Consider the following 21,548-nt stretch of genomic DNA (forward strand, 5'->3'; position numbering starts at 1 on the left):
CTTCGGCCGGTGCGGAGCGTACCGGCGAACGTGCGCGACTACGGAGGCGCAAGTGCGCAAACAGCTGCCGATCATCACCTCGCACCAGGGCGGCCGGTCCGCGATGACCTGCCGGTTCCGCTGCGGCGACGCCTGCTTCCACGAGGTGCCCAACACCAGTGGCAACACCTACGTGGGCGAGGTCATCGCCGGGGCGCTGAGCCGCCGTTCGATGGTGCGGGCCGCGGCCGTGGTCACGGTCGCCGCCGCCGCGGGCGGTGCCGTGCTCGGCGCGGGCGCGGGGGACGCGAGCGCCGGACCGGTGGACGGCCGGGAGGGAAGCGGTCAGGACGGCCACGGCGGGGGGAAGCACCACGGCAGGGACGGGGCGCGCGGGCTGCGGTTCGCGCCGGTCGCGCCGAACACCGACGACCGGGTGACGGTCCCCGCGGGCTATGCGCAGAACCTCGTCATCAGCTGGGGCGAGCCGATCCTGCGCGGCGCCCCCGACTTCGACCCGGAGCGGCAGTCGGCGAAGGCGCAGGCCGGGCAGTTCGGCTACAACAACGACTTCCTCTCGCTGCTGCCGCTGCGCGGCGAGCGGTGCCGCCAACTCCTCGTCGCCAACCACGAGTACACCGACGAGATCCTGATGTTCCGCGACTACGACGAGGAGCAGCCGACCCGCGAGCAGGTGGAGATCGCCTGGGCCGCGCACGGGCTCTCGGTGGTCGTGGTGGAGGAGGAGCACCGCGGCGGGCTGCGCGCGGTGCGCCGCCACCAGCTGAACCGGCGGCTCACCGTCACCAGCGAGTTCCGCCTCAGCGGCCCGGCCGCGGGCAGCGAGCTGGTGCGCACCAAGGCCGACCCGCACGGCACCACGGTCCTCGGCACACTCAACAACTGCTCGGGCGGCACCACCCCCTGGGGCACCACGCTGCACGGCGAGGAGAACTTCAACCAGTACTTCGCCAACGCCGAGAAGGTCACCGACAAGGACCGGGCCGCGCGGCTCAAGCGGTACGGGGTCGTCGGCGCCGCCTCCGAGCGGCGCTGGGAGGAGTTCGACGAGCGCTTCGACCTGCTCAAGGAGCCGAACGAGATCAACCGCTTCGGGTACGTGGTCGAACTCGACCCGTACGACCCGCAGTCCACCCCGCGCAAGCGCACCGCGCTCGGCCGCTTCAAGCACGAGGGCGCGCAGCCGCGGCTGACCCGCGACGGGCGTCCGGTGGTCTACCTCGGCGACGACGAGAAGTTCGACTACTTCTACAAGTTCGTCTCCTCCAAGCGGATGCGGCACGGCGGCGGCCGCGCGGCGCACGCCCACAACCTGACCCTGCTCGACGAGGGCACCCTCTACGTCGCCAAGCTGACCGGCGACTCCCCCGCCGGGTCGATCGACGGCTCCGGGAAGCTTCCGGCGGACGGCGAGTTCGACGGCAGCGGCGAGTGGATCCCGCTGGCGACGGCGGGCCCCGAGGGCGCCGTCTCGCATGTCGAGGGGATGAGCGCCGAGGAGGTCTACGTCTTCACGCGCTTCGCCGCCGACAAGGCGGGCGCCACCAAGATGGACCGCCCCGAGGACATCGAGCCCTCCCCGAAGACCGGCAAGGTCTATGTCGCGCTCACCAACAACACCGACCGCGGCAAGGAGGGCAAGGCGGGCCCCGACGAGGCCAACCCGCGCAACCTCAACAAGCACGGCCAGATCCTGGAGCTGACCGAGCACCGCGAGCGCCCCGAGGCCACCCGCTTCGCCTGGTCGCTCTTCCTGGTGGCCGGTGACCCGGAGGACCCGGCGACCTACTTCGCGGGCTTCCCGAAGGACCGGGTGAGCCCCATCTCCTGCCCGGACAACGTGGCCTTCGACCCGCACGGCAACCTGTGGATCTCCACCGACGGCAACGCCCTCGGCACCCACGACGGCCTCTTCGGCGTGGCCACCCGCGGGGAACGGCGCGGCGAGCTCAAGCAGTTCCTCACCATGCCCAAGGGCGCCGAGACCTGCGGCCCGCTGGTCCAGGACCGGCATGTGCTCGTCTCCGTACAGCACCCGGGCGAGGTCGACGGCGCCACCGTCGACAAGCCCGCGAGCCAGTGGCCGGACGGGCCGGGTTCGTATGTGCGTCCGTCGGTGGTCTCGGTCTGGCGCGAGGACGGCCGCGACATCGGGGTCTGAGTCCGGCAGGTGGGACCGGCCGGTGAGTCCCCCTTCCCTGCCGGTTCCCCGCAAGGGAGTTCGGGGACGTTCCGCCGAGTCGCGCGCGGTGGCGGTGCCGAGGCCGTGAGGGCATCGCCGCCGGGCGGCGGCGTTTGCGGACGCGTGGATTCGCTCGGGGCCGGGAGGCGGTGAGCGGCGCGAGGGGGCGCGGCGACTGCTCCGCGAATGACCTTGCAACCGAAGGGAAGAGCCGCGAGGCGAAACGGTTCCCTGCCCGGGCAGGGGCGGAAATTCCTTGCGAGTGGCCGGTGCGGGAGGCGCGGGCCCGTCCCTATATATACGGCGCCGATTCGCGGTCGGGCGGGCGGGCCGCCTTCGCCTTCGCCGCAGGGAACGCCGCACCGGCGTCCCCGGACCGCTCCGCGTCCTCCGCCTCCAGGAGCGCCCGGTACTCCGGCGCCTGCCAGGCCGCCTCCCAGTAGGCCTCCTCCAGGTGGCCGTAGACCGCGTCGAGGTCCTCCTCGGTGCGGGCCGCGAGCAGCAGCCGTACGCCGATGGGATCGCCCGCGATGCGGCGTATCGCGGTGCCGGGGCGGGCCTGGGCGGTGGGCTGGATGACGGTGACGACCTCGCCGATGGCGACCAGCTGGGCGGCGGTCATGTAGTCGCCGTGCAGCAGGGGCGGGTCGAGCCGGGCCTCGCGCAGCACCCGGGAGAGGCCGTCCCACTCGCCGTCCACGGTGGGGTCGACCATCCAGCGGTCCTCGGCGAAGTCGGAGAGTTCCACCACGGACTTGGCGGTGGCCGGGTGGTCGGCGCTGAGCGAGAGGAACTGCGGTTCGCGGGCGATGAGTTCGCGCACCGCGAGGCCGCCGGGGAGGTTCAGCATGGTGGTGCCCTCGACCTCGTGCACGAAGGCGATGTCGATCTGGCAGGCTGCCACCATCCGCAGCAGGGAGTTGCCGGAGACGTCCATCTGGAGGGTCGGTTCACCGGCCGTCTCGCTGGTGCGCAGCCGCCTGAGCCAGGCCGGCAGGGCCACGCTCGCGGTGGAGCCGATGCGCAGCTGCGGGCCCCCGGCGCGGGCGGCGGCGGCGCGGCTCTCGGTGACGAGTGCGAGCATGTCGGCCACCAGCGGCCGGGCGCGGCTGAGCACGACGCGGCCGAGCGGGGTCGGACGGCAGCCGGTGCGTTCGCGGGTGAAGAGCTGGCCGCCGAGGGCCTGCTCGATCCGGCGCAGCTGGGTGCTCATCGAGGGCTGGGCCATGCCGAGCTCGCGCGCCGCCTTGTGCAGGCTGCCGTGATCGGCGATGGCGGTCAGCACGCGCAGGTGCCTCACCTCGAGCTCCATGGCTGTGAGCGTAGGGCCGCCCGGGCCCCCCGCACCAGATATACAAATCGGGCCTTATCCGCCCCAGTTGCCCGGGGATAGCCGGAAGCTATCGATGTTTGCCATCATCCCGGCGGCCCGAGGTTCGTTGAAACTCCCTACCAACCGTTCTCGCCCCCACCCAAGAACGAGTAGGAGTCCCCCCACCATGAAGCTTTCCCGTCGTTTCGTCTCCGCTTCCGCCGGTATCGCGCTGACCGCCGGTGCCCTCGCCGCCTTCGGTGCCGCCCCCGCCGGTGCCGCCCAGGCGCCGACCGCCACCACCTCGGCCGCCGCGTACCAGGGCTCGAAGGCGGAGGCGAAGGCGAACGCGGCCTTCTTCGAGGCCGTGATGAAGTCGGTCGCCGAGAAGCGCGCCGAGAACCCGGGCATCAAGGCCGTCACCGTCACCTACGACGCCTCCGGTGCCCCGACCTTCGCGTCGCAGATCGCCTCCTCCACCAGCATCTGGAACAGCGCCGTCGCCAACGTCCAGCTCCAGGAGGGCTCCAACGCCGACTTCGAGTACCGCGAGGGCAACGACCCCCGCGGCTCGTACGCCTCGACCGACGGTCACGGCAGCGGCTACGTCTTCCTCGACTACGCGCAGAACGAGGAGTACGACTCCACCCGCGTCACCGCCCACGAGACCGGCCACGTCCTCGGTCTCCCGGACACCTACGACGGCCCGTGCAGCCAGCTGATGTCCGGCGGCGGCCCCGGCACGTCCTGCACCAACTCGCAGCCCGACTCCGCGGAGCGCTCGAAGGTCGAGCAGCTGTGGGCCAACGGCTTCGAGAAGGCGCTGCACAAGGTCAACGCCCGCTGATCCCGGGCTCCACGTCCGCGGGTCCGTAGACCGAACCCACCCCCCACAAGTGCGGGCCGCCCTCTCCAGGGCGGTCCGCGCTGTCGTTTCCGCCCCGGCCGGACCCCCGGAACCGGCGGCCGGCGCCCGCTCCCCGGGTCAGGTCCCCGTCCCCGCCGGGAGCCGGTCGAGGAAGTCCGCGAGCGCCGCGTTGAAGGCCTCGGGCCGTTCCAGGTTCGGCAGGTGGGCGGCGCCCTCCACGACGGTGAGCGAGGAGCCGGGCACCGCGGCGTGCAGGGCCTCCGCCCCGGCGACCGGAGTGAAGCCGTCCTCGCGGCCGACGACCACCAGCACGGGAACGGCGGTACGGGCCAGCAGCTCCCGGTAGTCGGGGCGTTCGGCCCGGCCGCGCAGGGCGGCGGCCGCGCCCACCGGGTCGGTGGAGCACATCATCCGGTGCACATGGGCGGCCACCTCCGGGTCGGCGCCCGGGGCCACCATCCGGTACAGGACCTCGTCGGCGTATCCGCGCATGCCCTCGCGCAGCAGCCGGTCGGCCGCCCGGTGGCGCTCGGCGCGGCCCGCCGGGGACTCGGCCTCCGGGGAAGTGTCGGCGAGGACCAGTCCGTCGATCCGGTCCCCGAACCGCCGCAGGCACTCCATGACGATCTGCCCGCCCATCGAGAGCCCGGCGAGCACGAAGCGCCGGACGCCGAGTTCGTCGAGGAGGGCACGGATGTCCTCGGCGAAAGTGGAGAGACGTACGGCACCGGGAGTGACAGGTGAGTCCCCGTACCCGCGAAGATCGGGGGTGAGGACGCGATGGGTGGCGGCGAAGGCCGCCCGCTGCGGGGCCCACATGGACCGGTCGAAGGGATGACCATGGACGAGGACGAGCGCCTGACCTGCGCCTTCGTCCTCGTATGCGAGGAGGGGAGCCATGGGTGCGACCCTAGGCGGCCCCGCTGACTCGGTGCAATGAAAACATTGCTCTCGGTGCAATCTTGCCGGGTGCGAACCCGGCGAAACCGGGAGTGAACGGGGAAACGGGGAGTGCGACATGGAGGACTACCGGCGGATAGCCGACCGGGTGGCCGAGGAGATCGCCGCGGGCGTGCTGCGGCCGGGCGACCGGCTGCCCCCGCAGCGCGCCTTCGCCCGCCGCCGCCATATCGCCGTCTCGACCGCGGGCCGGGTCTACGGCGAACTGGTGCGCCGCGGCCTGGTCGTCGGCGAGGTCGGGCGCGGCACCTTCGTACGGGCCGCGCCGGTGCCCACCGGGCGCCCGCTCACCGAGGCCTCCACCCTCGTCCCGGTCAACCTCGAACTCACCTACCCGGTCGCGCCCGGCCAGTCGGAGCTGCTCGCCGCCGGACTCGCCCCGCTGCTGCGGCCCGACGTCCTGGACCTGGCCACCCGTACCGCACCGGCCGCCGGGACCGCCCAGGCCCGGGAGGCCGTGGCCGCGCTGCTCGCCTCCGGCACCTGGCGGCCCGACCCCCGGCAGCTGCTCTTCGCGGGCAACGCCCGGCAGGCCATCGCGGGCGCCCTCTCCGCGCTGTGCGCGCACGGCAGGCCGGGCTCCGGCGCCGGGGCGCGGATCGCCGTGGAGCAGCTGACCTATCCGCTGGTGAAGGAGATCGCCGACCGGCTCGGCATCATCCTGGTGCCGGTCGCCATGGACGCCGAGGGCATGCGCCCGGACGCCCTCCAGACCCTGCACCGCACCGCCCCGCTCAGCGGCGTCTACGTCCAGCCCACCCTGCACAACCCGACCTCGGTCACCGCCTCCGCCGGACGCCGCGAAGAACTCGCCTGGACCATACGGGAGTTGGGGCTGCCCATCGTGGAGGACCGGATCTGGGCCTTCCTGCACGAGGACGAGCGGCCGCCGCTCGCCGCCTTCGCCCCCGAGCGCACCTACGTCGTCGACGGCCTCTCCAAGCGGATCGCCCCCGGCCTGACCGCGGGCCTCCTGGTGACCCCCGCCGAGCCCGCCGTCTGCTCCCCGCCGATCGGCGACGTGGCCGCCGTGCTGCGCTCCGGCGGCTGGACCGCCTCCCGCTTCGCCCTGGAGGCGGCGGTGCGCTGGCTCACCGACGGCACCGTGGCGCGCCTGGTGGTCGCCAAGCGCGCCGACGCCGCCGGGCGCCAGCAGCTCGTCGCCCGCGAGCTCGGCGAGTTCCGCGTCCACACCGACCCGCACGCCTACTACGCCTGGTGGGAACTGCCCGCCCCCTGGCGCGCCGACCGCTTCGCCGCCGCGGCCGCCGAACGCGGCATCGCCGTCACCCCCGGCTCCGCCTTCGCGGTCGGCCCCCAGAGCGCCCCGGACGCGGTCCGCCTGGGGCTCGCGAGTGCCCCTCGCCCGGCTCTGGCGGCAGCGCTCGGGACCCTGGCGGAGCTTGCCCGGAGCTGAGTCGGGGGCGCGCGGGGGCGGTTCAGGGGCGCGCGGGTTGCGCGGGTTCCGGACGGGGACGGGCGCGGGTCCCGGACGGGGACGGGTGCGGGTCCCGGACAGGGACGGTTTGAGGGCGGTGCGGGGGGGGCGGTTCAGGGTCGTGCGGGGCCCGGACGGGAATGGCGCGGGGGTGGCTGAGGGAGCCCCGCGGATCCCGGACAGGGACGGCTCAGGACCCCGCGCCGGTCTCCTCCGCGTCCCGGGCCCGGGACCGCCGGGCGGCCCGGTAGCCGTAGCCCGCCGCGCCGAGGGCGAGGAGCAGGCCGAAGGCGAGCAGCCACCAGTTGGCGGTGCGCAGCGAGGAGGTGAGGGCGTCGTAGACCGCGCCGACGGCGTCCCGGGGCACGTCCGGCGGGAGTTCGCCGAGGGTCATCCGGCGGCCGGTGCCGGTCATGATCTGCACGGCCGCGGCCCCGAGCGCGATGCCGAGGCCGGTACCCGCGACGGCGACCGCCCGGCGCGGGGCGAGCGCGATGCCGCCCGCCGCGAGGACCAGCGAGGCCAGCGGCAGCCAGACGCCGACCGCCTCCAGGAAGTTGGTGAGCGCCCGCACCTGGGCCAGGTCGTCCGCGCGCAGCACGGTGACCCGGTTCTCGCGGACCGGGATGTTGTCCGCGAAGGGCACCCCGTCCGCCTCCAGCTGCGCTTTCAACTGCCGTACCAGCGGTGCGAGTTCGATGGTCACCTCGCCGCCCTCCTCGCCGCGCAGGGCCTGCAGTACGGCCTTGTGGGCGGCGCGGTTGGCGGCGTCCCAGGCGTTGCGGTAGGCCTCGGTGGTGGAGAAGGAGCGCACCGCCTGGTGCACGTAGCTGTCCACCGCGTCCTGGAGCGGACCGGCGTCCACCTCCTCGTTCACCGCCCGGGCGACCGCGTCCGAGACCGCGGTGCGCACCGCCGGGTTCCCGGCCAGCGGCGCCATGGTGTCGACGTACCGCTCCTGGTCCGCGAGCTGGAAGCGGCCCCAGAGGGAGACGGTGCCGAGCGGCAGGGCGAGGCAGGCGGTGGTGAGCAGCACCGCCGCCAGCACTCCGCGCAGGATCCGGGACACGGTTCCAGCCAAGAGGCCCCGGGGCACCGGTGCCAGCCGGAACACGGCATACGGCGGTCAGGTCCACCGGAAGGGGAGGTCAGGACCACCTGAACAGGAGGGGCGTGCGGCGATCGGCCCACGCGCCGCCCCACGAACGCGCCCCATGTCGGGCGCTGTCCGCCCGGCGTCCTCCTCAGCGCCACGTTCCGCCCGTATGGTGACCGCCGCCGCGGCCCTCCACCGGCCGCCCGGCACCCGCCGTCCTGCCTGTTCCCGCCTTCCCCGTCGTTCCTGCCGTTCCCGCCGTTCCCGTCCTTCCTGCCCTTCCCGTCGTTCCTGCCTGCTGCCGTACGCCCCCGACCCGAGCCGGACCGGCCTGCCGCCCGTACGCGGCCCCTCGCACCGGACCCCGCCCGGCCCTCACCCCGCACGCCCCTCGACTCCACCCCACTCCCTCCGTCCCCGTCCCCGTTCCCGTTCCCGTTCCCATCCCCGTTCCCGTTCGTCCCCGACCGGCCGCAGAGCCGCTGCGGCGAGGAGGATCCCCATGAAGCGCCGAGCATTCGTCACCGCCGCCGTCGTGACCGCCGCCGCGGGCGCGGCGGGCGCGTTCACCCTCGCCGACGGGCCGGAACCGCCCGCGGATCCCGGCTCCCCGGCCGCCGACGGCAAGCCCGCCGAGGCCGCCGACGCGGACCGCCGGGCGGCGCGCCGGCTGCTGCCGCGCCACGCGGACCAGGTGCGCTTCGCCCCGCTGCCCGCGGCCGCCGGCGGCCGGGACGCCTTCCGGGTCTCCGGCACCGAGGGCGCCGTCCTGGTCGAGGGGACCACGGCGGCGGTACGGCTGCGCGGCCTGTACTGGTACCTCGCCCACCTCGCCCGGGCCAACCTCACCTGGGCCGGGGAGCAGACGGACCTCCCCGCGCGGCTGCCCGCCGTCGGCACCCCGCTCGCCCGCACCGCGAACGTCCCGCACCGCTTCGTCCTCAACGACACCAACGACGGCTACACCGGCCCGTACCACGACTGGGCCTACTGGGAGCGCGAGATCGACCTGCTCGCGCTGCACGGCTACAACGAGGTGCTGGTCTACGTCGGCGCCGACGCGGTCTACCACCGGCTCTTCCAGGAGTTCGGCTACACCGACGCGGAGGTGCGCGCCTGGATCCCGGGCCCCGCCCACCAGCCCTGGTGGCTGCTGCAGAACATGTCGGCCTTCGGCGGCCCGGTCTCCCGTCAGCTCCTGGACCGCCGCGCCGCCCTCGGCCGCCGGATCTGCGAGCGGCTGCGCGAACTCGGCATGACCCCGGTCTTCCCCGGCTACTTCGGCACCGTCCCGCCCGGCTTCGCCGACCGCAACCCGGGGGCGCACCTGGTCCCGCAGGGCGACTGGGCGGGCTTCGAGCGCCCCGACTGGCTGGACCCGCGCGGCACCCACTTCCGCGCCGTGGCGAAGGCCTACTACCGCCTGCACGCCGAGCTGTTCGGCGCCTCCACGCTGTACAAGATGGACCTCCTGCACGAGGGCGGAAAGCCCGGTGACGTGCCGGTCGCGGACGCGGTCAAGGGCGTCCAGGGCGCCCTGAAGGCCGCCCACCCCGACGCCCTGTGGGCCATCCTCGGCTGGCAGAAGAACCCCACCAAGGAGCTGCTGGCCGCCGCCGACCGCGACCGCGTCCTGGTCCTCGACGGCCTCTCCGACCGCTTCCCCGAGGTCACCCGCCGCGAGGACGACTGGCCGGGCACCCCCTACGCCTTCGGTTCCATCTCCAACTTCGGCGGCCACACCGCGCTCGGCGCCAACACCCCCGACTGGTCCGCGCTCTACCACTCCTGGCTCACCCGCGCGGGCAGCCTGATGCGCGGCATCGCCCTGATGCCGGAGGCCGCCGACAACAACCCGGCCGCCTTCCAGCTCTTCTCCGAACTCCCCTGGACCGAGGCGGGCCCCGACCTGAAGGAGTGGTTCTCCGACTACGCGCTGAGCCGCTACGGCGCCCAGGACCGCAAGGCCGCCGAGGCCTGGGACATCCTGCGCCGCACCGCCTACGGCACCACCCGCGCCGACCGCTGGAGCGAGCCCGCCGACTCCCTCTTCGCGGCCCGCCCCAGCCTGACCGCCACCACCGCGGCCAGCTGGTCACCCAAGCAACTCCGCTACGACGCCGCCGAGTTCGCCCGCGCCCTGGACGCCCTGCTCGCGGTCGCCCCCGCCCTGCGCGGCTCGGCCGCCTACCGCCGCGACCTCCTCGACGTGGCCCGCCAGTGCCTCGCCAACGAGAGCCGCACCCGCCTGCCCGCCCTCCGAAGGGCCTACGAGGCCGCCGACCGCCCCGCCTTCGCCCGGCTCGGCAAGGCCTGGCTGGAGCGGATCACCCTGCTCGACACCCTGGTGGCCACCGATCCGGACCACCTCCTCGGCGGCTGGGTGCGCGAGGCCCGCGCCTGGGGCGCCGACGAGGCCGAACGCGACCGCCTCCAGGAGGACGCCGTCACCCTGCTCACCACCTGGGGCGGCCGCCGCCAGGCCGGCGAGGGCAAGCTGCACGACTACGCCAACCGCGACTGGGCGGGCCTGGTCGGCGGCCTCTACCACCTGCGCTGGAAGACCTACCTCGACTCCCTCACCACCGCCCTCGCCGAGGGCCGCGACCCCGAACCGGTCGACTGGTACGCCCTCGAACGCCGCTGGCTGGACACCGGCGGCCCCTGGCCGGAGAAGGCCACCGGGGACACCTACCGGGTGGCGGGGCAGGTACGCGAGGTGCTGAGGGCGGGGGTCAGAGGACGGTGAGGTCGAGGTCGAGGTCGACCACGCGGGGGCGGCCATCTCGGCGCTCATGGCGTACCTCCCCTTGCCTGTGGAGCCGGGCCGGGGATGCTGTGCACCCCGTACTGGCCGTCGGCTCGGGGCCGCCTCCTCCGGACACAGGGGACCGCCCGGCTCGTTCGCGGAGCCGGGCGGTCGTACGGGTGCGGGCGCGGTGCAGGCTCTCCCGCTACTCGGTCGTGTAGTAGCGGTAGAAGAAGGTGACGAAGGCCAGGGCGGCCACCGCGAGGGCCGTACCCGCGCAGCGCAGGACCGAGATGCCGCTCTGGCTGTAGAGGAAGCCGACCGCGATACCCGTGAAGCCCGCCCAGCTCGCGGCGCGCAGCAGGGGTGGCAGGAGGTGGGCGATCTGGTGCAGGACCATGCAGGCCAGGGCGATGATCGCGCCGCAGACCACGCCGAACAGCACGTTCTCCAGGGTGGGCGGGCCGCCGTGCCGCCGGATGCCGGCGGCCCAGAGTCCGTAGAGGACGCCGAGCACCACGGGCAGGACCACCGCCCAGGCCGGTGAGGTGACCCGCTGCTGAGCGGCTCCCGAGTGGCTGCCGCGTACGTGCACTGCCTGCGCCATGGCGCACTCCTCTCGCAGGGCCCCCGGCCCGGGCTCCGCGGGCCTCGCCGGGCGGGCGGCTCGTCCTTCCAGAGCACACCCGGGGGCGGGGGGCGGCAAGTCGGGGCCGGGCTCCGACCTGCCGGGACCTTGCGGGGTCCCGAGCTGCCGCGAACTTGCCGGGTTCCGAGCTGCCGCGACCGGCCGGGCGGGGCCGGGGTCCCGACGTACCGCGTCCTGCCGGGCGGGGCCAGGTCCCGACGTACCGCGTCCTGCCGGGGCGGGCCCGCCGTCCCGCGCGCCGCCCGTGCGTGTCCTGCGCGCCACCCCTGCGTGTCCTGCGCGCCGCCCGTGCCCAGGTGCACACTGGTGGACGTGCCCGCCTGCGGCCCGGCCGGACCGGTGGTCCCGTGCCGCGGGCCCCGCCGGTGCCCGCCGCCTCCTCGTCCCGCTGAGAAGGAGGAGAAGCAGGAGCCAAGGAGGAGCCATGGAACTCGCCCCCCTCGCCCCGCTCTTCGACCGCCCGGGCCCCTGGGCCAGCGCCTACGCCGCCACCCCCGCCGAGCAGGAGGCGACCCCGGAGCACCGCGCCGCGCAGGCCCGCGCGGTGGCCGGTGAGCTGGCCGCCCAGGGCGCCGACGAGGCGAACTGCCGGGCGGTACGGGAGGCGCTCGGCTCGGCGGCGTACGGGGCCGGGCACCCGGGGCGCGCGGTCTTCGCGGCGCACGGCGAGGTGGTGCTCGACCCGCCGCTGACGCACCGCCCGCCGTTCACCACGGCGAGCACCTGGGCGCCACTGCCGCACCTCGGCCCGCTGCTCGACTACGCGCCCGACGAGCCGCTCTGCCTGATCGCCTACCTGGACCGCGGCGGCGCCGCCTTCGAGGTGCGGACGGCCACCGGGGGCGGCGGCACCGGCGAGAGCGCGGGCGGGGAGTGGCCGGTGCGCCGTACTTCCGCGGCCGACTGGTCGGAGCGGCACTTCCCGCTGGCCGAGCCGGGCGGGCCGGGCGAGGAGCAGGGCTGGGAGGAGAACGGCCTCGCCGTCGCGCGGGCGCTCCAGGAGTGCGTGGAGCAGACCGGTGCGGGCCTGGTGATCCTCGCGGGCGGGGCGCGGGAGCGCCGCTGGGTCCACGAGAAGCTGCCGCAGCACCTGCGGGCCTCGGTGGTGGAGACCCCGCACGGCGGCCGGGGCGCCGCCGCGAAACTCGGTGACGCGGAGGTCGCCGAGGCCCGCGGCGCCTTCCTGGCCCGCCATACGCACGAGGAGCTGGACCGCTTCCTCGCCGCCCGCACCCCCGCCTCGGGCCGCGTCGACGCCACCGAGGGCGTACCCGCGCTGATGGACGCGGCCCGCGCGCACCGCATCGCCGAACTCGTCCTGAGCCCCGGCGGCCCCGACACCCACCGCGAGGTCTGGGCGGGCCCGGAGCCGGACCAACTCGCCCTGCGGCGCACCCAGGTGCAGCACTTCGGCGCCAGCGAGCCCTTCCCGGCCCGCGCCGACGACGCCCTGCTGCGCTCCGCCGCCATGTCCGGCGCCGAGGTGATCCTCGTCCACCCGGAACCCGGCACCCCCGCGCCCCTCGGCGGTCTCGGCGCCCTCCTGCGGTGGCCGGACGGCAGCCCCCGGGGACGCGCGGCGGGCCCGGAGCCGCTCTAGCCTTTTCCCATGGAGCCGCTGGAGCCACTGGGGCCGTCGGAGCCGCCGAGGCCGCCGGAGCCGCGCGGTTCGGCAGCCGCCGGGCGGGGGTTCGCCGGACGGCACGGGTTCTCCGTACGGCCGGAGCTTTCCGTACGGCCGGAGCTTTCCGTACGGCGTGAGTTCTCCGTACGGCGTCAGCGGTTCGCCCGGATGTGGCCGCGGTCTGCGCGCGGGCGGGTGGCCGGGTGGTCGTGGCCGCGCGGGCAGGGGCCGGTGCTGCTCGTGGTCGCCGCGGGCGGGGCCGCCGGGGCCTCGGCGCGGTACGGGGCCGCGCTGCTCTGGCCGACCGGGCCCGCCGAGTTCCCCTGGACCACGCTGCTCGTCAACGTCACCGGCTGCGCCCTGATGGGGATCCTGATGGCCCTCATCACGGAGGTCCGCTCGGTGCACCCGCTGGTACGCCCCTGTCTCGGCACCGGCGTACTCGGCGGCTTCACCACCTTCTCCACCTACGCCGCCGACATCCAGCGCCTGACGGACCGGGACCGCCTGCCCCTCGCCCTGGCGACCCTCGCCCTCACCCTGGCCGGGGCCCTGCTCGCGGTCTGGTCGGCCGCCGCGCTGACCCGCGCCCTGCTCGCCCGGGTGCGCGCCCGAGGACGACCGAGACCGGCATGAGGAGCACCGGCCGGGAGGAACGGGAAACAGCCCCGCGGAACGGCGGGTCGGCCAGGGGGAAGGGCGGCCGGGCGAACCGGAGGCTTGAGGGTTCACGACACCGGGAGGAAGCGCCATGACACCGGACGCGGACGACGGACGACAGGGCGTACGGGAAGCACCGGATGCGCGAGGCGCGCGGGACGCCCGGGACGCGCGGAGGGAGTCCCGGGATGCGCCGAGCGAAACGCGGGAGGACTGGCCCGTGCGGTCGGGACTGCGGCTGACGGTGCTCGTCGGGGAGAGCGACCAGTACCGGCACCGGCCGCTGTACGCGGAGATCGTGCACCGGGCGCACCAGGCCGGGCTCGCCGGGGCGAGCGTCTTCCGGGGCATCGAGGGCTTCGGCTCCTCGTCCCTGGTGCACACCCAGCGGCTGCTGTCGCTGAGCGAGGACCTGCCGGTGGCCGTGGTGATCGTGGACGCGGCGCAGCGGGTACGGGAGTTCCTGCCGCGGCTGCGGGGCCTGGTGCCGGAGGGCACGGCCGTACTCGACGCCTGCGAGATCGTGGCCCTCGACGGGGCGGGGACAGCGCGAACGGCGGAAACGGCGGGGACGCCGATGACACCCGAGACGCGGGAGGCACCCGAGACGCGGGAGGCACCCGAGAGGCAGGAGGCGCCCGAGACGGCGGAGACGCCGGGCGAGGCTCCCGGCACCGGCGCGCACGGAGCCCACGGTGGGCATGGAGCCCACGGCGCTCACGGTGGGCGCAGTTCGCACAGATCGCACAGGTGGCGCGGCAGGCACGGATCATCCGGCACCCGCGGAGCACACGCCGACGATGCCGACGATACGGAGCCGCCCGCGTGAACTGGCTGCTGGTGATCGCGGGCGCGCTGGTCGGGGCGCCGCTGCGGCATCTGACGGACCGTGCGGTGCAGACCCGGCACGACTCCGTCTTCCCCTGGGGCACCCTCACCGTCAACGTCGCCGGGAGCCTCGCCCTCGGCCTGCTGACCGGCGCCGTCAGCGCGGGCGCCGCCTCCTCCCGGCTCGCGCTGCTGCTCGGCACCGGACTGTGCGGCGCCCTCACCACGTACTCGACCTTCTCCTACGAGACCCTCCGGCTGGCCGGGCCCGGTACCCGGCTGCTCGCCCTCGCCAATGTCGGCGGCACGCTGGTGGCCGGGCTTGCGGCGGTGTTCGCCGGGGTGGCGCTCGGCGAGGTGTTCTGGGCGTGAGGCGGCCCGGGGCCGTGGTCCGGCGGCCCGCCTGCCCGGGGGCTCACCAGCCGGTCAGGAGCAGGTGGTTGACGGCGAGGGCGAGCAGGGCCTGGGCGGCGAGCCAGGCGCGGCGGCCCGGGCGGGGGAGCAGGGCGGCGGCGGGCAGCAGCCAGAGGGCGAAGGGCAGCCAGATGCGTTCGGTCTCGGCCTTGCTCATGCCGGACAGGTCGGCGGTGAGCAGCACCAGGAGGGCGGTCAGCACCAGTCCGGTGAACCGCTCGGCGGGCCCGAGGCGCCCGGTGCGCACCGCCCGCAGGGTCCGGGGCGCCGCCGCGAGCACCCGGCGCAGCCCCGCCACCCCCGCCGCCCCGAGGAGCAGGGTGGTGCAGGCCAGGTTGGCCCAGACCCAGTAGCCGTAGGGCCGGACACCGCCCGCGCCCTGGTAGTAGCGGTCGACCAGGATGTCGTACGCCTCCCACCAGGCGAAGCCCGCGAAGGTGAAGGCGAGCGGGACCACGAGCGCGCCCGCGAGGAGGGCGGGCAGCGGGCGGGCGGTGCGGGTGAGCAGCAGCACGGCGCCCGCGAAGGCGGCGAACAGGACGAGTCCGTAGGAGAGGTACCAGGTCAGGCCGAAGAGCAGGCCCGCGCCGAAGCCGCAGGCCAGGGAGAGTACCGGCCGCTCCCGGCGGGTGGCCGCGAGGGCGAGCAGGGCCACCGCCCAGGCGGCGACCGCGGCGAAGTAGCCGTCCGCGGAGACCCCCGCCCAGACCGCGGCGGGGCTCAGCACCAGGAAGGGCGCGGCGCGGCGGGCGAGGCGTTCCCCGGCCAGCGCCCGCACCGCGACCAGGACGGCGACCGCCGCGGAGGTGGCCACGGTGAGTACGAAGGTTGCCGCCCAGGCGCCGCCGCCGAGCCCGATCCGGTCGAGGTAGACGAAGGTGAGGGTGGCGCCCGGCGGGTGCCCGGCCACGTGCGGGGGCCAGTGGTCCGGGGAGTCGATGAGGATGTGCCGGGTGAAGTCCCGCAGGGTGGCGCCGATGTCGTCGAAGCGGTCGACGGACCGCAGGTACTCGTACTTGGTGGCCAGCCGCCGGGCCACACCGCGCCGCCAGCCGTCGGCGAGCGCCAGCGACCAGGTCCACGCCATCGCGGCCAGCCAGACGGTGACAAGCAGCGCCCGCCACGGCAGCCTGCGCGCGAGGTACGGGCCGAAGCCGACCACCAGCACCGCGACGGCGAGGGCGGCCGGGGTGCCGGGGCCCCCGTGCGGATCCCAGTTCGCGTACAGCGGCGGCCAGCCGACGTGCAGCGTCCCCTCGCGGTCCTCGATCCGGGTACCGACGACCGCGGCGGCCACGAACAGCAGCAGCGCGCAGAGCACGGCGAGCAGATCGGGGCGGAGGGCGGGGTAGCGGGGGAAGCGGGGGTGGGGGTGGCGTGGTGGGGGTGGGGGAGTGGACTTGGTGGTCGTGGGAGTGCCGGTCCCTGGGTCGCTGGTCCTGGGATCGCTGATCCCGGGATCGCTGGTGCCGGGATCGCTGGTGCCGGGACCTGTGCTCCTGGGATTGCCGGTCCCAGGAGTGGTACTCCCAGGAGCGGTACTCCCAGAAGCGCCGCGTCCGGGGCCGCCGGTGCCGGTGTTCCTGATCCCGGGTTCGCCGGTCCTGGGATCGCCGCTCCCAGGATCACCGGTGCCGGTCTCCCTGATCCCGGGATTGCTGATCCCAGGTTCACCGGTCCCAGGTCCACCAGTTCCAGGATCGCCGGTCCCAGGTTCGCCAGTCCCAGGTCCACCGGTCCCGGATTCGCCGGTCCCGGGGCCGATGCTCCCCGTCTCGCCGGGCAGGCCCCCGGAGGGGGTGAGGTCGTCGCGGGTCACGTGGGCACGCTAGGCGCCGGGCGGGCGGATCCCGTGGTGCGACCCCGTGGCGTCACACAACTGTCAGATCCCTGGTTGCGGCGTCAGGGTTTCGTCATGCGCCGCGTCCCCGCCTGCGCCGCCGGTGCGGCATACCTTCGGGGCATGCGCACCACCCCGCATCGCCGCACCGGCATCCGTCTCCGCCCGCCCGCGCACCCGGTGCTGCCCACCTCGCCCGGTTTCTGGCGCAGCCCCCTGCGCGGGCCCTGGTTCACCTCGGTCCTCGGGCTCGTCCTGCTGTTCGGGCTCCTGGTGGTGTTCGTGACGGGGCTGCTGTCCTACGCCGCGTACAACCCCTCCCTCTCGCCGGTCAACGACAAGACCCCGGACAAGGGCGTCCTCGGCTTCTACCTCTTCGACTGGCCGACCGACCCGCACTGGCTCTACCGCCTCACCCAGGGCGTACACGTCACCCTCGGCCTCGCCCTGATCCCCGTGGTCCTGGCCAAGCTCTGGTCCGTGGTCCCGAGGCTCTGGTCGCTGCCGCCGGTGCGCTCGCTCGCGCACGGCGCGGAACGGCTCTCGCTGCTGCTCCTGGTCGGCGGCGTGCTCTTCCAGTTCGCGACCGGGGTGCTCAACATCCAGCTCGACTACCTCTTCCCCGGCTCCTTCTACCCCCTGCACTTCTACGGCGCCTGGGTCTTCTTCGCCGCCTTCGCCCTGCACGCCGCCCTGCGCTTCCCGCAGGCCCTGCGCACCCTGCGGAGCGGGGAGTTGCGTACGCGAGGGACCCGCGGCAAGGGCGACACACACCACGACGGCGAGCACGACGAAGACGAGGACGAGGACGGCAGTCGCACCGGCGCCAGCACCCACGCCGGCACCGGCACCGGCACCGGCACTCACGGCACCGCCCCCCATGGCGCCCACGCCGAACTGGCCGCCTCCGCAACGGGATTGGCGTCCACCGGAGCCGAGCTGGCGTCCCCCGATCCCGCCCCGGGGACCCTGACGAGGCGCGGGGCACTGGGAGTTGTGGGCGCCGGTTCGGCCCTGCTGGTGGTGACGACCGTCGGGCAGAGCATCGGCGGCCCGCTGCGCGAGACGGCGCTCTTCGCCCCGCACGGCGGCGGTGAACCGGGCGGCGGACCGGGCGGGTTCCAGATCAACAAGACCATGGCCGCGGTGGGCGTCCGGGTCCAGCAGACCGGCGAGGCTTGGCGGTTGGCCGTCGAGGGCCGGGCGGGCACGGTCCGGCTGAGCCGCACGGACCTGCTCGCCATGCGCCAGTACGGGGCGGCGCTGCCGATCGCCTGCGTGGAGGGCTGGTCGACGCCGGACCAGGACTGGCGGGGCGTACGGCTGCGGGACCTCGCCCGGCTCGCCGGGTACCGGGACGGGCCGCTGCCCGATCTGCTCGTCGAGTCCCTCCAGACGCGCGGCGCCTTCCGCCGGGCGGCGCTGCGCGCCAACCAGGTCGCCGACCCGCGCTCCCTGCTCGCCCTCGCCGTCAACGGCGCCCCCCTCACCCCCGACCACGGCTTCCCGGCCCGCGTGATCGTCCCCGCCGCCCCCGGCGTCCTGAACACCAAGTGGGTGGCCCGGCTGACCTTCGGAGACCTGACGTGAGCCCGCGCCCCGACGACTCCCCCGCCCCCGACAACTCCTCCGGTCCCGAGAACTCCTCCGGCCCCGAGAACGAGAAGCCCCCCGCCGGGGACCGGCCGCCTCGCCCCCACCGCGCGGATGGTGGCCGCCCGGCCCGCGGCCACCGCCCCCGGAGCGGTACCGCCCGGGACGGCCTGCGCCGCCGTGCGGCCCGCCTCGTCGGTGCCGGGCCGGTCACCCTCCTCCTGCTCGCCGCCTCCTTCGCGCTCGCCTGCTACGCGGGGGTACGGCTGCTTGAGGACGACTGGTGGGGCGTACTGCTGTGGTTCGCCGGGGCCGCGCTCCTGCACGACCTGGTGCTGCTGCCGCTGTACGCGCTGGCCGACCGCGCGCTGCGGAGCCTGTTCCGGGGGCGCCGCCGCGGCCGGGTGAACCACCTCCGGGTGCCGGCCGCCCTCTCGCTGCTCCTGCTGATCATCTGGCTGCCGCTCATCACCCGCCGCCGCCCGGCCAAGTACGCGGGCGCCACGGGCCTGTCCCCCGACGTGTTCCTGCCCCGCTGGCTGGCGGTGACGGCCGCGCTCTTCGCCCTCTCCGCGGCCTGGGCCCTGCTGCGGGCGGCCCGCGCCCGGCACCGCGCACGTACCCCCGCGAAGTGAACGGGCGCCGGACCACGGCAAGATGGACCGGCGCCCGACCACAGCGGGCTGAACCGGCCCCGGGCAACGGCGAATCGAGCGGTCCGGGCCGTACGGTTCCGGGCCGCCGTACGCCACCGAGGCGGCCCCGACCGCGTACCTCCCCGGCGGCGGTCCCCAACTCGACCGCCACCGCTCCGAGTTCACGCACCCGGAGCGGAACGGGCTCAGCCCCGCCCCGGCGCCTCCGCCTCCATGGCCGCCGCCGGGGCCACACCCGTACTGCGGCGCAGGGAGACGAACTCCCTTTCCGGAGTGGTCCAGTGGTCGGCCGTGCGCCACAGCGGTGGGCGGGCGTGCCGGAGCAGCGCCTCGGTGCCGAGGCGGGCCCAGGGGAACTGCGGGCTGCTGCGGCCCATGCCGTCGTCGACCCGTACCCACAGCCTCTCGTCCACGTCGAGCGGCACCGTCTCCGCTATCAACAGGCCACCGGGGGCGAGGAGTTGGGCGCAGCGCAGGAGCAGGCGGCGGGGGTCGCCGCCGATGCCGATGTTGCCGTCGAGCAGGAGCACCGTGCCCCAGCGCCCCTCGCCGGGCAGCCGGGCGAAGACCGAGCGGCGCAGCGCCTGGCCGCCGAGGGCGAGGGTGTGGGCGACGGCGGCCTGGCTGATGTCGATGCCGAGGGTGCGCCTGCCGCGCCCGGCAAGCGCGGCGACCAGCCGTCCGGGGCCGCAGCCGATGTCGAGGACGGCGCCCTCGCACCGGCCGAGCGCGGCGAGGTCGGCCTCGTCCGCGGTGGCGCACCAGCGCTCCACGTCGAGCGGCAGCAGCCAGCCGTCGTGGCGGCGCAGGAACAGCGGCCCGCGCCCCGCGCGCAGTGCCTGCGCGTACGGGTCGCCGGGCGCCGTACACCAGGGCGGTGCCGCCTCCCGGGCCGTACTCACCTCGCCCCCGCGGCGAGGCGCCCGAGGGTGGCGGCGAAGCGGCTGCCGGGGGCCTCGGCGGCGACGGCGGTGGCGTCGGCGGCGGTGTCCACGTCCCGCAGCACCGGCAGGTCCCGCACCCTGAGGCCCGCGCCGGTCAGCCGGGCCCGCTGGTAGGCGCCGGTGTGCGGGGTGGACATCGGGACGCCGCGCAGCAGGGCGGGGTCCGGCACGGCGAGGCCGAGCGCCCAGAAGCCGCCGTCCTCGGCGGGCCCGAACCAGGCCCCGGTGTCCGTCCAGGCGTCCGGCGCCAGCGCGGGGGCGAGGTGCCGGGCGGCGAGCTGCGGGGTGTCCATGCCGACCAGGAGGGCGGGCCCCTCGGCGGCGGCGAAGGCCGCGGCGAGGCGGGCGTCGAGCCCGCCCGGGCACTGCGGCCACACCTCGAAGCCGGGCGGCAGCCAGGGCCCGGGGGCGCCGTCGAGGACGAGGACGCGGCGGGCGGCGGGCAGCGCGAGCACGGTGTGCAGCGTGTCCGCGAGCGCGGCCTCGGCGAGCCGGGCCGCCTCCTCGTGGCTGAACGGCGGCACCAGACGGGTCTTCACCCGCCCCGGCCGGGGCTCCTTGGCGAGCACGAGCAGCGTGGCGGCACTCACCGTCCCCTCACCTCGCCCCGCGCCCGCGACGCCTCCCGCGGTTCCCGTTCCTCGGGCCGCCGCTCCCGCCCATCGATCCGGTCCCCCTCATCGAGCCGGTCCTGATCGCCGAACCGCTCCCGGTCGTCGTCGAACCGCTCCCGGTCGCGGTCGCGGGCCGGGGCGGTGCCCGGGCGCGGGGGTGCGGCGAGTACGCCGCGCATGTCCCGTACCGCCTGCCAGGTGCCGCGCCAGGTCCCGGTCACCTTCGACTTCCCGCTGCGCGGCAGGTACGGCACGTCGTGCTCCGCCACCCGCCAGCCCTCGTCGGCGGCGCGTACCACCATCTCCAGCGGATAGCCGCTGCGCCGGTCGGTGAGGCCGAGGCCGAGCAGTTCGGCGCGGCGGGCGGCGCGCAGCGGGCCGAGGTCGCGCAGGGCCAGGCCGGTGCGCCGGCGCAGCATCCGGGCGAGCGCGAGGTTCCCCGCGCGGGCGTGCGCGGGCCAGGCGCCCCGGCCGCGGGCCCGCCTGCGGCCGAGCACCAGGTCGGCCCGGCCCTGTGCGAGCAGCCGGACGAAGGGGTCGAGCAGGGCGGGGTCCAGCGAGGCGTCGCAGTCGCAGAAGCAGACGTACTCGGCCTCGGCCGCGAGCAGCCCGGCGTGGCAGGCGGAGCCGAAGCCGCGCCGCGGCTCGTACACCACGGTGGCGCCGAGCGAGCGGGCGATCCGGTCGCTGCCGTCGGTCGAGCCGTTGTCCACGACGATCGCCCGCCAGCCCGCGGGTACGCGGCCGAGCACCCAGGGCAGGGCCTCGGCCTCGTCGAGACACGGGAGCACCAGGTCGGCGCGCGGGAGTGGGAAGGAGGCAGTCACGCGTCTCAGCCTACGGAGACATTCCGGGCAAAATGGAAGCGAACTGCTTACGAAACGCGGACGTCAGCTTCTTACGAAACGCGGACGTCCGATCCCGCCGCCCTCCACACCACCCCCCGTACGCGGGCCCGGTGGGAGGCTTGCCGCATGCAGCAGTCAGCAGATCCGGAACCGCCCGCGCCAGAGGAGACCGGTTCGGCCATTGGGGGGAAGCGGGCGTCCGGGAGCGGACCGTCGGGCGGCGGGTCCGGGGACGGACCGGCTGGTGGTACGTCCCCGGGCGGACCGTCGGGC

At 75.3% G+C, this 21,548-nt stretch carries 16 protein-coding genes and 2 pseudogenes; 10 read left to right on the top strand and 8 right to left on the bottom strand.

From position 1 onward, the window contains the following. Positions 1-52: 52 nt before the first annotated feature. Positions 53-2,161, top strand: coding sequence for a PhoX family protein (locus tag MID12_RS15185; RefSeq protein WP_263167800.1), 2,109 nt, complete (start codon positions 53-55; stop codon positions 2,159-2,161). Positions 2,162-2,474: 313 nt separating this feature from the next. Here MID12_RS15185 and MID12_RS15190 read toward each other — a convergent pair whose 3' ends face one another. Beyond that, positions 2,475-3,494, bottom strand: a complete 1,020-nt coding sequence (locus MID12_RS15190; RefSeq protein ID WP_263167802.1) for a LysR family transcriptional regulator — start codon at positions 3,492-3,494, stop codon at positions 2,475-2,477. 187 nt (positions 3,495-3,681) lie between these two features. Between MID12_RS15190 and snpA the strand changes: the two genes are divergently transcribed. Further along, complete coding sequence (snpA, locus tag MID12_RS15195; protein WP_040250951.1) at positions 3,682-4,341, top strand: snapalysin; 660 nt, start codon at positions 3,682-3,684, stop codon at positions 4,339-4,341. Positions 4,342-4,479: 138 nt separating this feature from the next. Here snpA and MID12_RS15200 read toward each other — a convergent pair whose 3' ends face one another. Further along, positions 4,480-5,262, bottom strand: coding sequence for an alpha/beta fold hydrolase (locus tag MID12_RS15200; RefSeq protein WP_263167804.1), 783 nt, complete (start codon positions 5,260-5,262; stop codon positions 4,480-4,482). Positions 5,263-5,380: 118 nt separating this feature from the next. Between MID12_RS15200 and MID12_RS15205 the strand changes: the two genes are divergently transcribed. After that, entirely contained in the window at positions 5,381-6,739 is a 1,359-nt protein-coding gene (locus MID12_RS15205; RefSeq protein WP_263167806.1) for a PLP-dependent aminotransferase family protein, read from the top strand. A gap of 211 nt (positions 6,740-6,950) precedes the next feature. Here MID12_RS15205 and MID12_RS15210 read toward each other — a convergent pair whose 3' ends face one another. Beyond that, positions 6,951-7,829: a hypothetical protein gene (locus tag MID12_RS15210; protein ID WP_263167808.1), complete on the bottom strand. Its 879-nt coding sequence runs from the start codon at positions 7,827-7,829 to the stop codon at positions 6,951-6,953. 523 nt (positions 7,830-8,352) lie between these two features. Between MID12_RS15210 and MID12_RS15215 the strand changes: the two genes are divergently transcribed. Further along, positions 8,353-10,605 (top strand): alpha-N-acetylglucosaminidase, encoded by a 2,253-nt coding sequence (locus tag MID12_RS15215; protein ID WP_263173159.1) that lies wholly within the window; start codon positions 8,353-8,355, stop codon positions 10,603-10,605. 205 nt (positions 10,606-10,810) lie between these two features. Here MID12_RS15215 and MID12_RS15220 read toward each other — a convergent pair whose 3' ends face one another. Next, positions 10,811-11,212, bottom strand: coding sequence for a hypothetical protein (locus tag MID12_RS15220; RefSeq protein ID WP_263167809.1), 402 nt, complete (start codon positions 11,210-11,212; stop codon positions 10,811-10,813). A 466-nt stretch (positions 11,213-11,678) separates the two neighbouring features. On the opposite strand from MID12_RS15220, the gene MID12_RS15225 reads away from it, so the two are divergent. The 4 genes and pseudogenes from MID12_RS15225 (at position 11,679) to MID12_RS15240 (ending at position 14,738) form a co-directional block, all read left to right on the top strand. After that, complete coding sequence (locus MID12_RS15225; RefSeq protein ID WP_263167812.1) at positions 11,679-12,854, top strand: hypothetical protein; 1,176 nt, start codon at positions 11,679-11,681, stop codon at positions 12,852-12,854. 255 nt (positions 12,855-13,109) lie between these two features. After that, positions 13,110-13,514, top strand: a complete 405-nt coding sequence (gene crcB / locus MID12_RS15230) for a fluoride efflux transporter CrcB (RefSeq protein WP_317633386.1) — start codon at positions 13,110-13,112, stop codon at positions 13,512-13,514. Positions 13,515-13,758: 244 nt separating this feature from the next. Next, positions 13,759-14,076, top strand: a pseudogene (locus tag MID12_RS15235) (DUF190 domain-containing protein); the annotation flags it as partial. 287 nt (positions 14,077-14,363) lie between these two features. Beyond that, positions 14,364-14,738 (top strand): fluoride efflux transporter FluC, encoded by a 375-nt coding sequence (locus MID12_RS15240; protein WP_263167816.1) that lies wholly within the window; start codon positions 14,364-14,366, stop codon positions 14,736-14,738. 43 nt (positions 14,739-14,781) lie between these two features. Here the strand turns inward: MID12_RS15240 and MID12_RS15245 are convergent, their stop codons facing one another. After that, positions 14,782-16,233, bottom strand: coding sequence for a hypothetical protein (locus MID12_RS15245; RefSeq protein WP_411577063.1), 1,452 nt, complete (start codon positions 16,231-16,233; stop codon positions 14,782-14,784). A 510-nt stretch (positions 16,234-16,743) separates the two neighbouring features. On the opposite strand from MID12_RS15245, the gene MID12_RS15250 reads away from it, so the two are divergent. Beyond that, entirely contained in the window at positions 16,744-18,210 is a 1,467-nt protein-coding gene (locus tag MID12_RS15250; RefSeq protein ID WP_263167817.1) for a molybdopterin-dependent oxidoreductase, read from the top strand. Next, positions 18,207-18,848 (top strand): hypothetical protein, encoded by a 642-nt coding sequence (locus MID12_RS15255; RefSeq protein ID WP_317633387.1) that lies wholly within the window; start codon positions 18,207-18,209, stop codon positions 18,846-18,848. The genes MID12_RS15250 and MID12_RS15255 overlap by 4 nt, the downstream gene beginning before the upstream one ends. Before the next feature lie 206 nt (positions 18,849-19,054). Here MID12_RS15255 and MID12_RS15260 read toward each other — a convergent pair whose 3' ends face one another. From MID12_RS15260 to MID12_RS15270, 3 genes and pseudogenes are all read right to left on the bottom strand, one after another. Beyond that, a complete protein-coding gene (locus tag MID12_RS15260; protein ID WP_052482369.1) occupies positions 19,055-19,771 on the bottom strand; it encodes a class I SAM-dependent methyltransferase in 717 nt (238 codons plus the stop codon). Then, entirely contained in the window at positions 19,768-20,403 is a 636-nt protein-coding gene (locus tag MID12_RS15265; RefSeq protein ID WP_078844987.1) for a DUF2064 domain-containing protein, read from the bottom strand. Before MID12_RS15265 ends, MID12_RS15260 begins: the two co-directional genes overlap by 4 nt. Positions 20,404-20,579: 176 nt before the next feature. Then, positions 20,580-21,263, bottom strand: a pseudogene (locus MID12_RS15270) (glycosyltransferase family 2 protein); the annotation flags it as partial. Positions 21,264-21,548 lie beyond the last annotated feature (285 nt).

The sequence above is a fragment of the Streptomyces sp. SCSIO ZS0520 genome (genome assembly GCF_025643355.1).
GTDB lineage: Bacteria > Actinomycetota > Actinomycetes > Streptomycetales > Streptomycetaceae > Streptomyces > Streptomyces physcomitrii.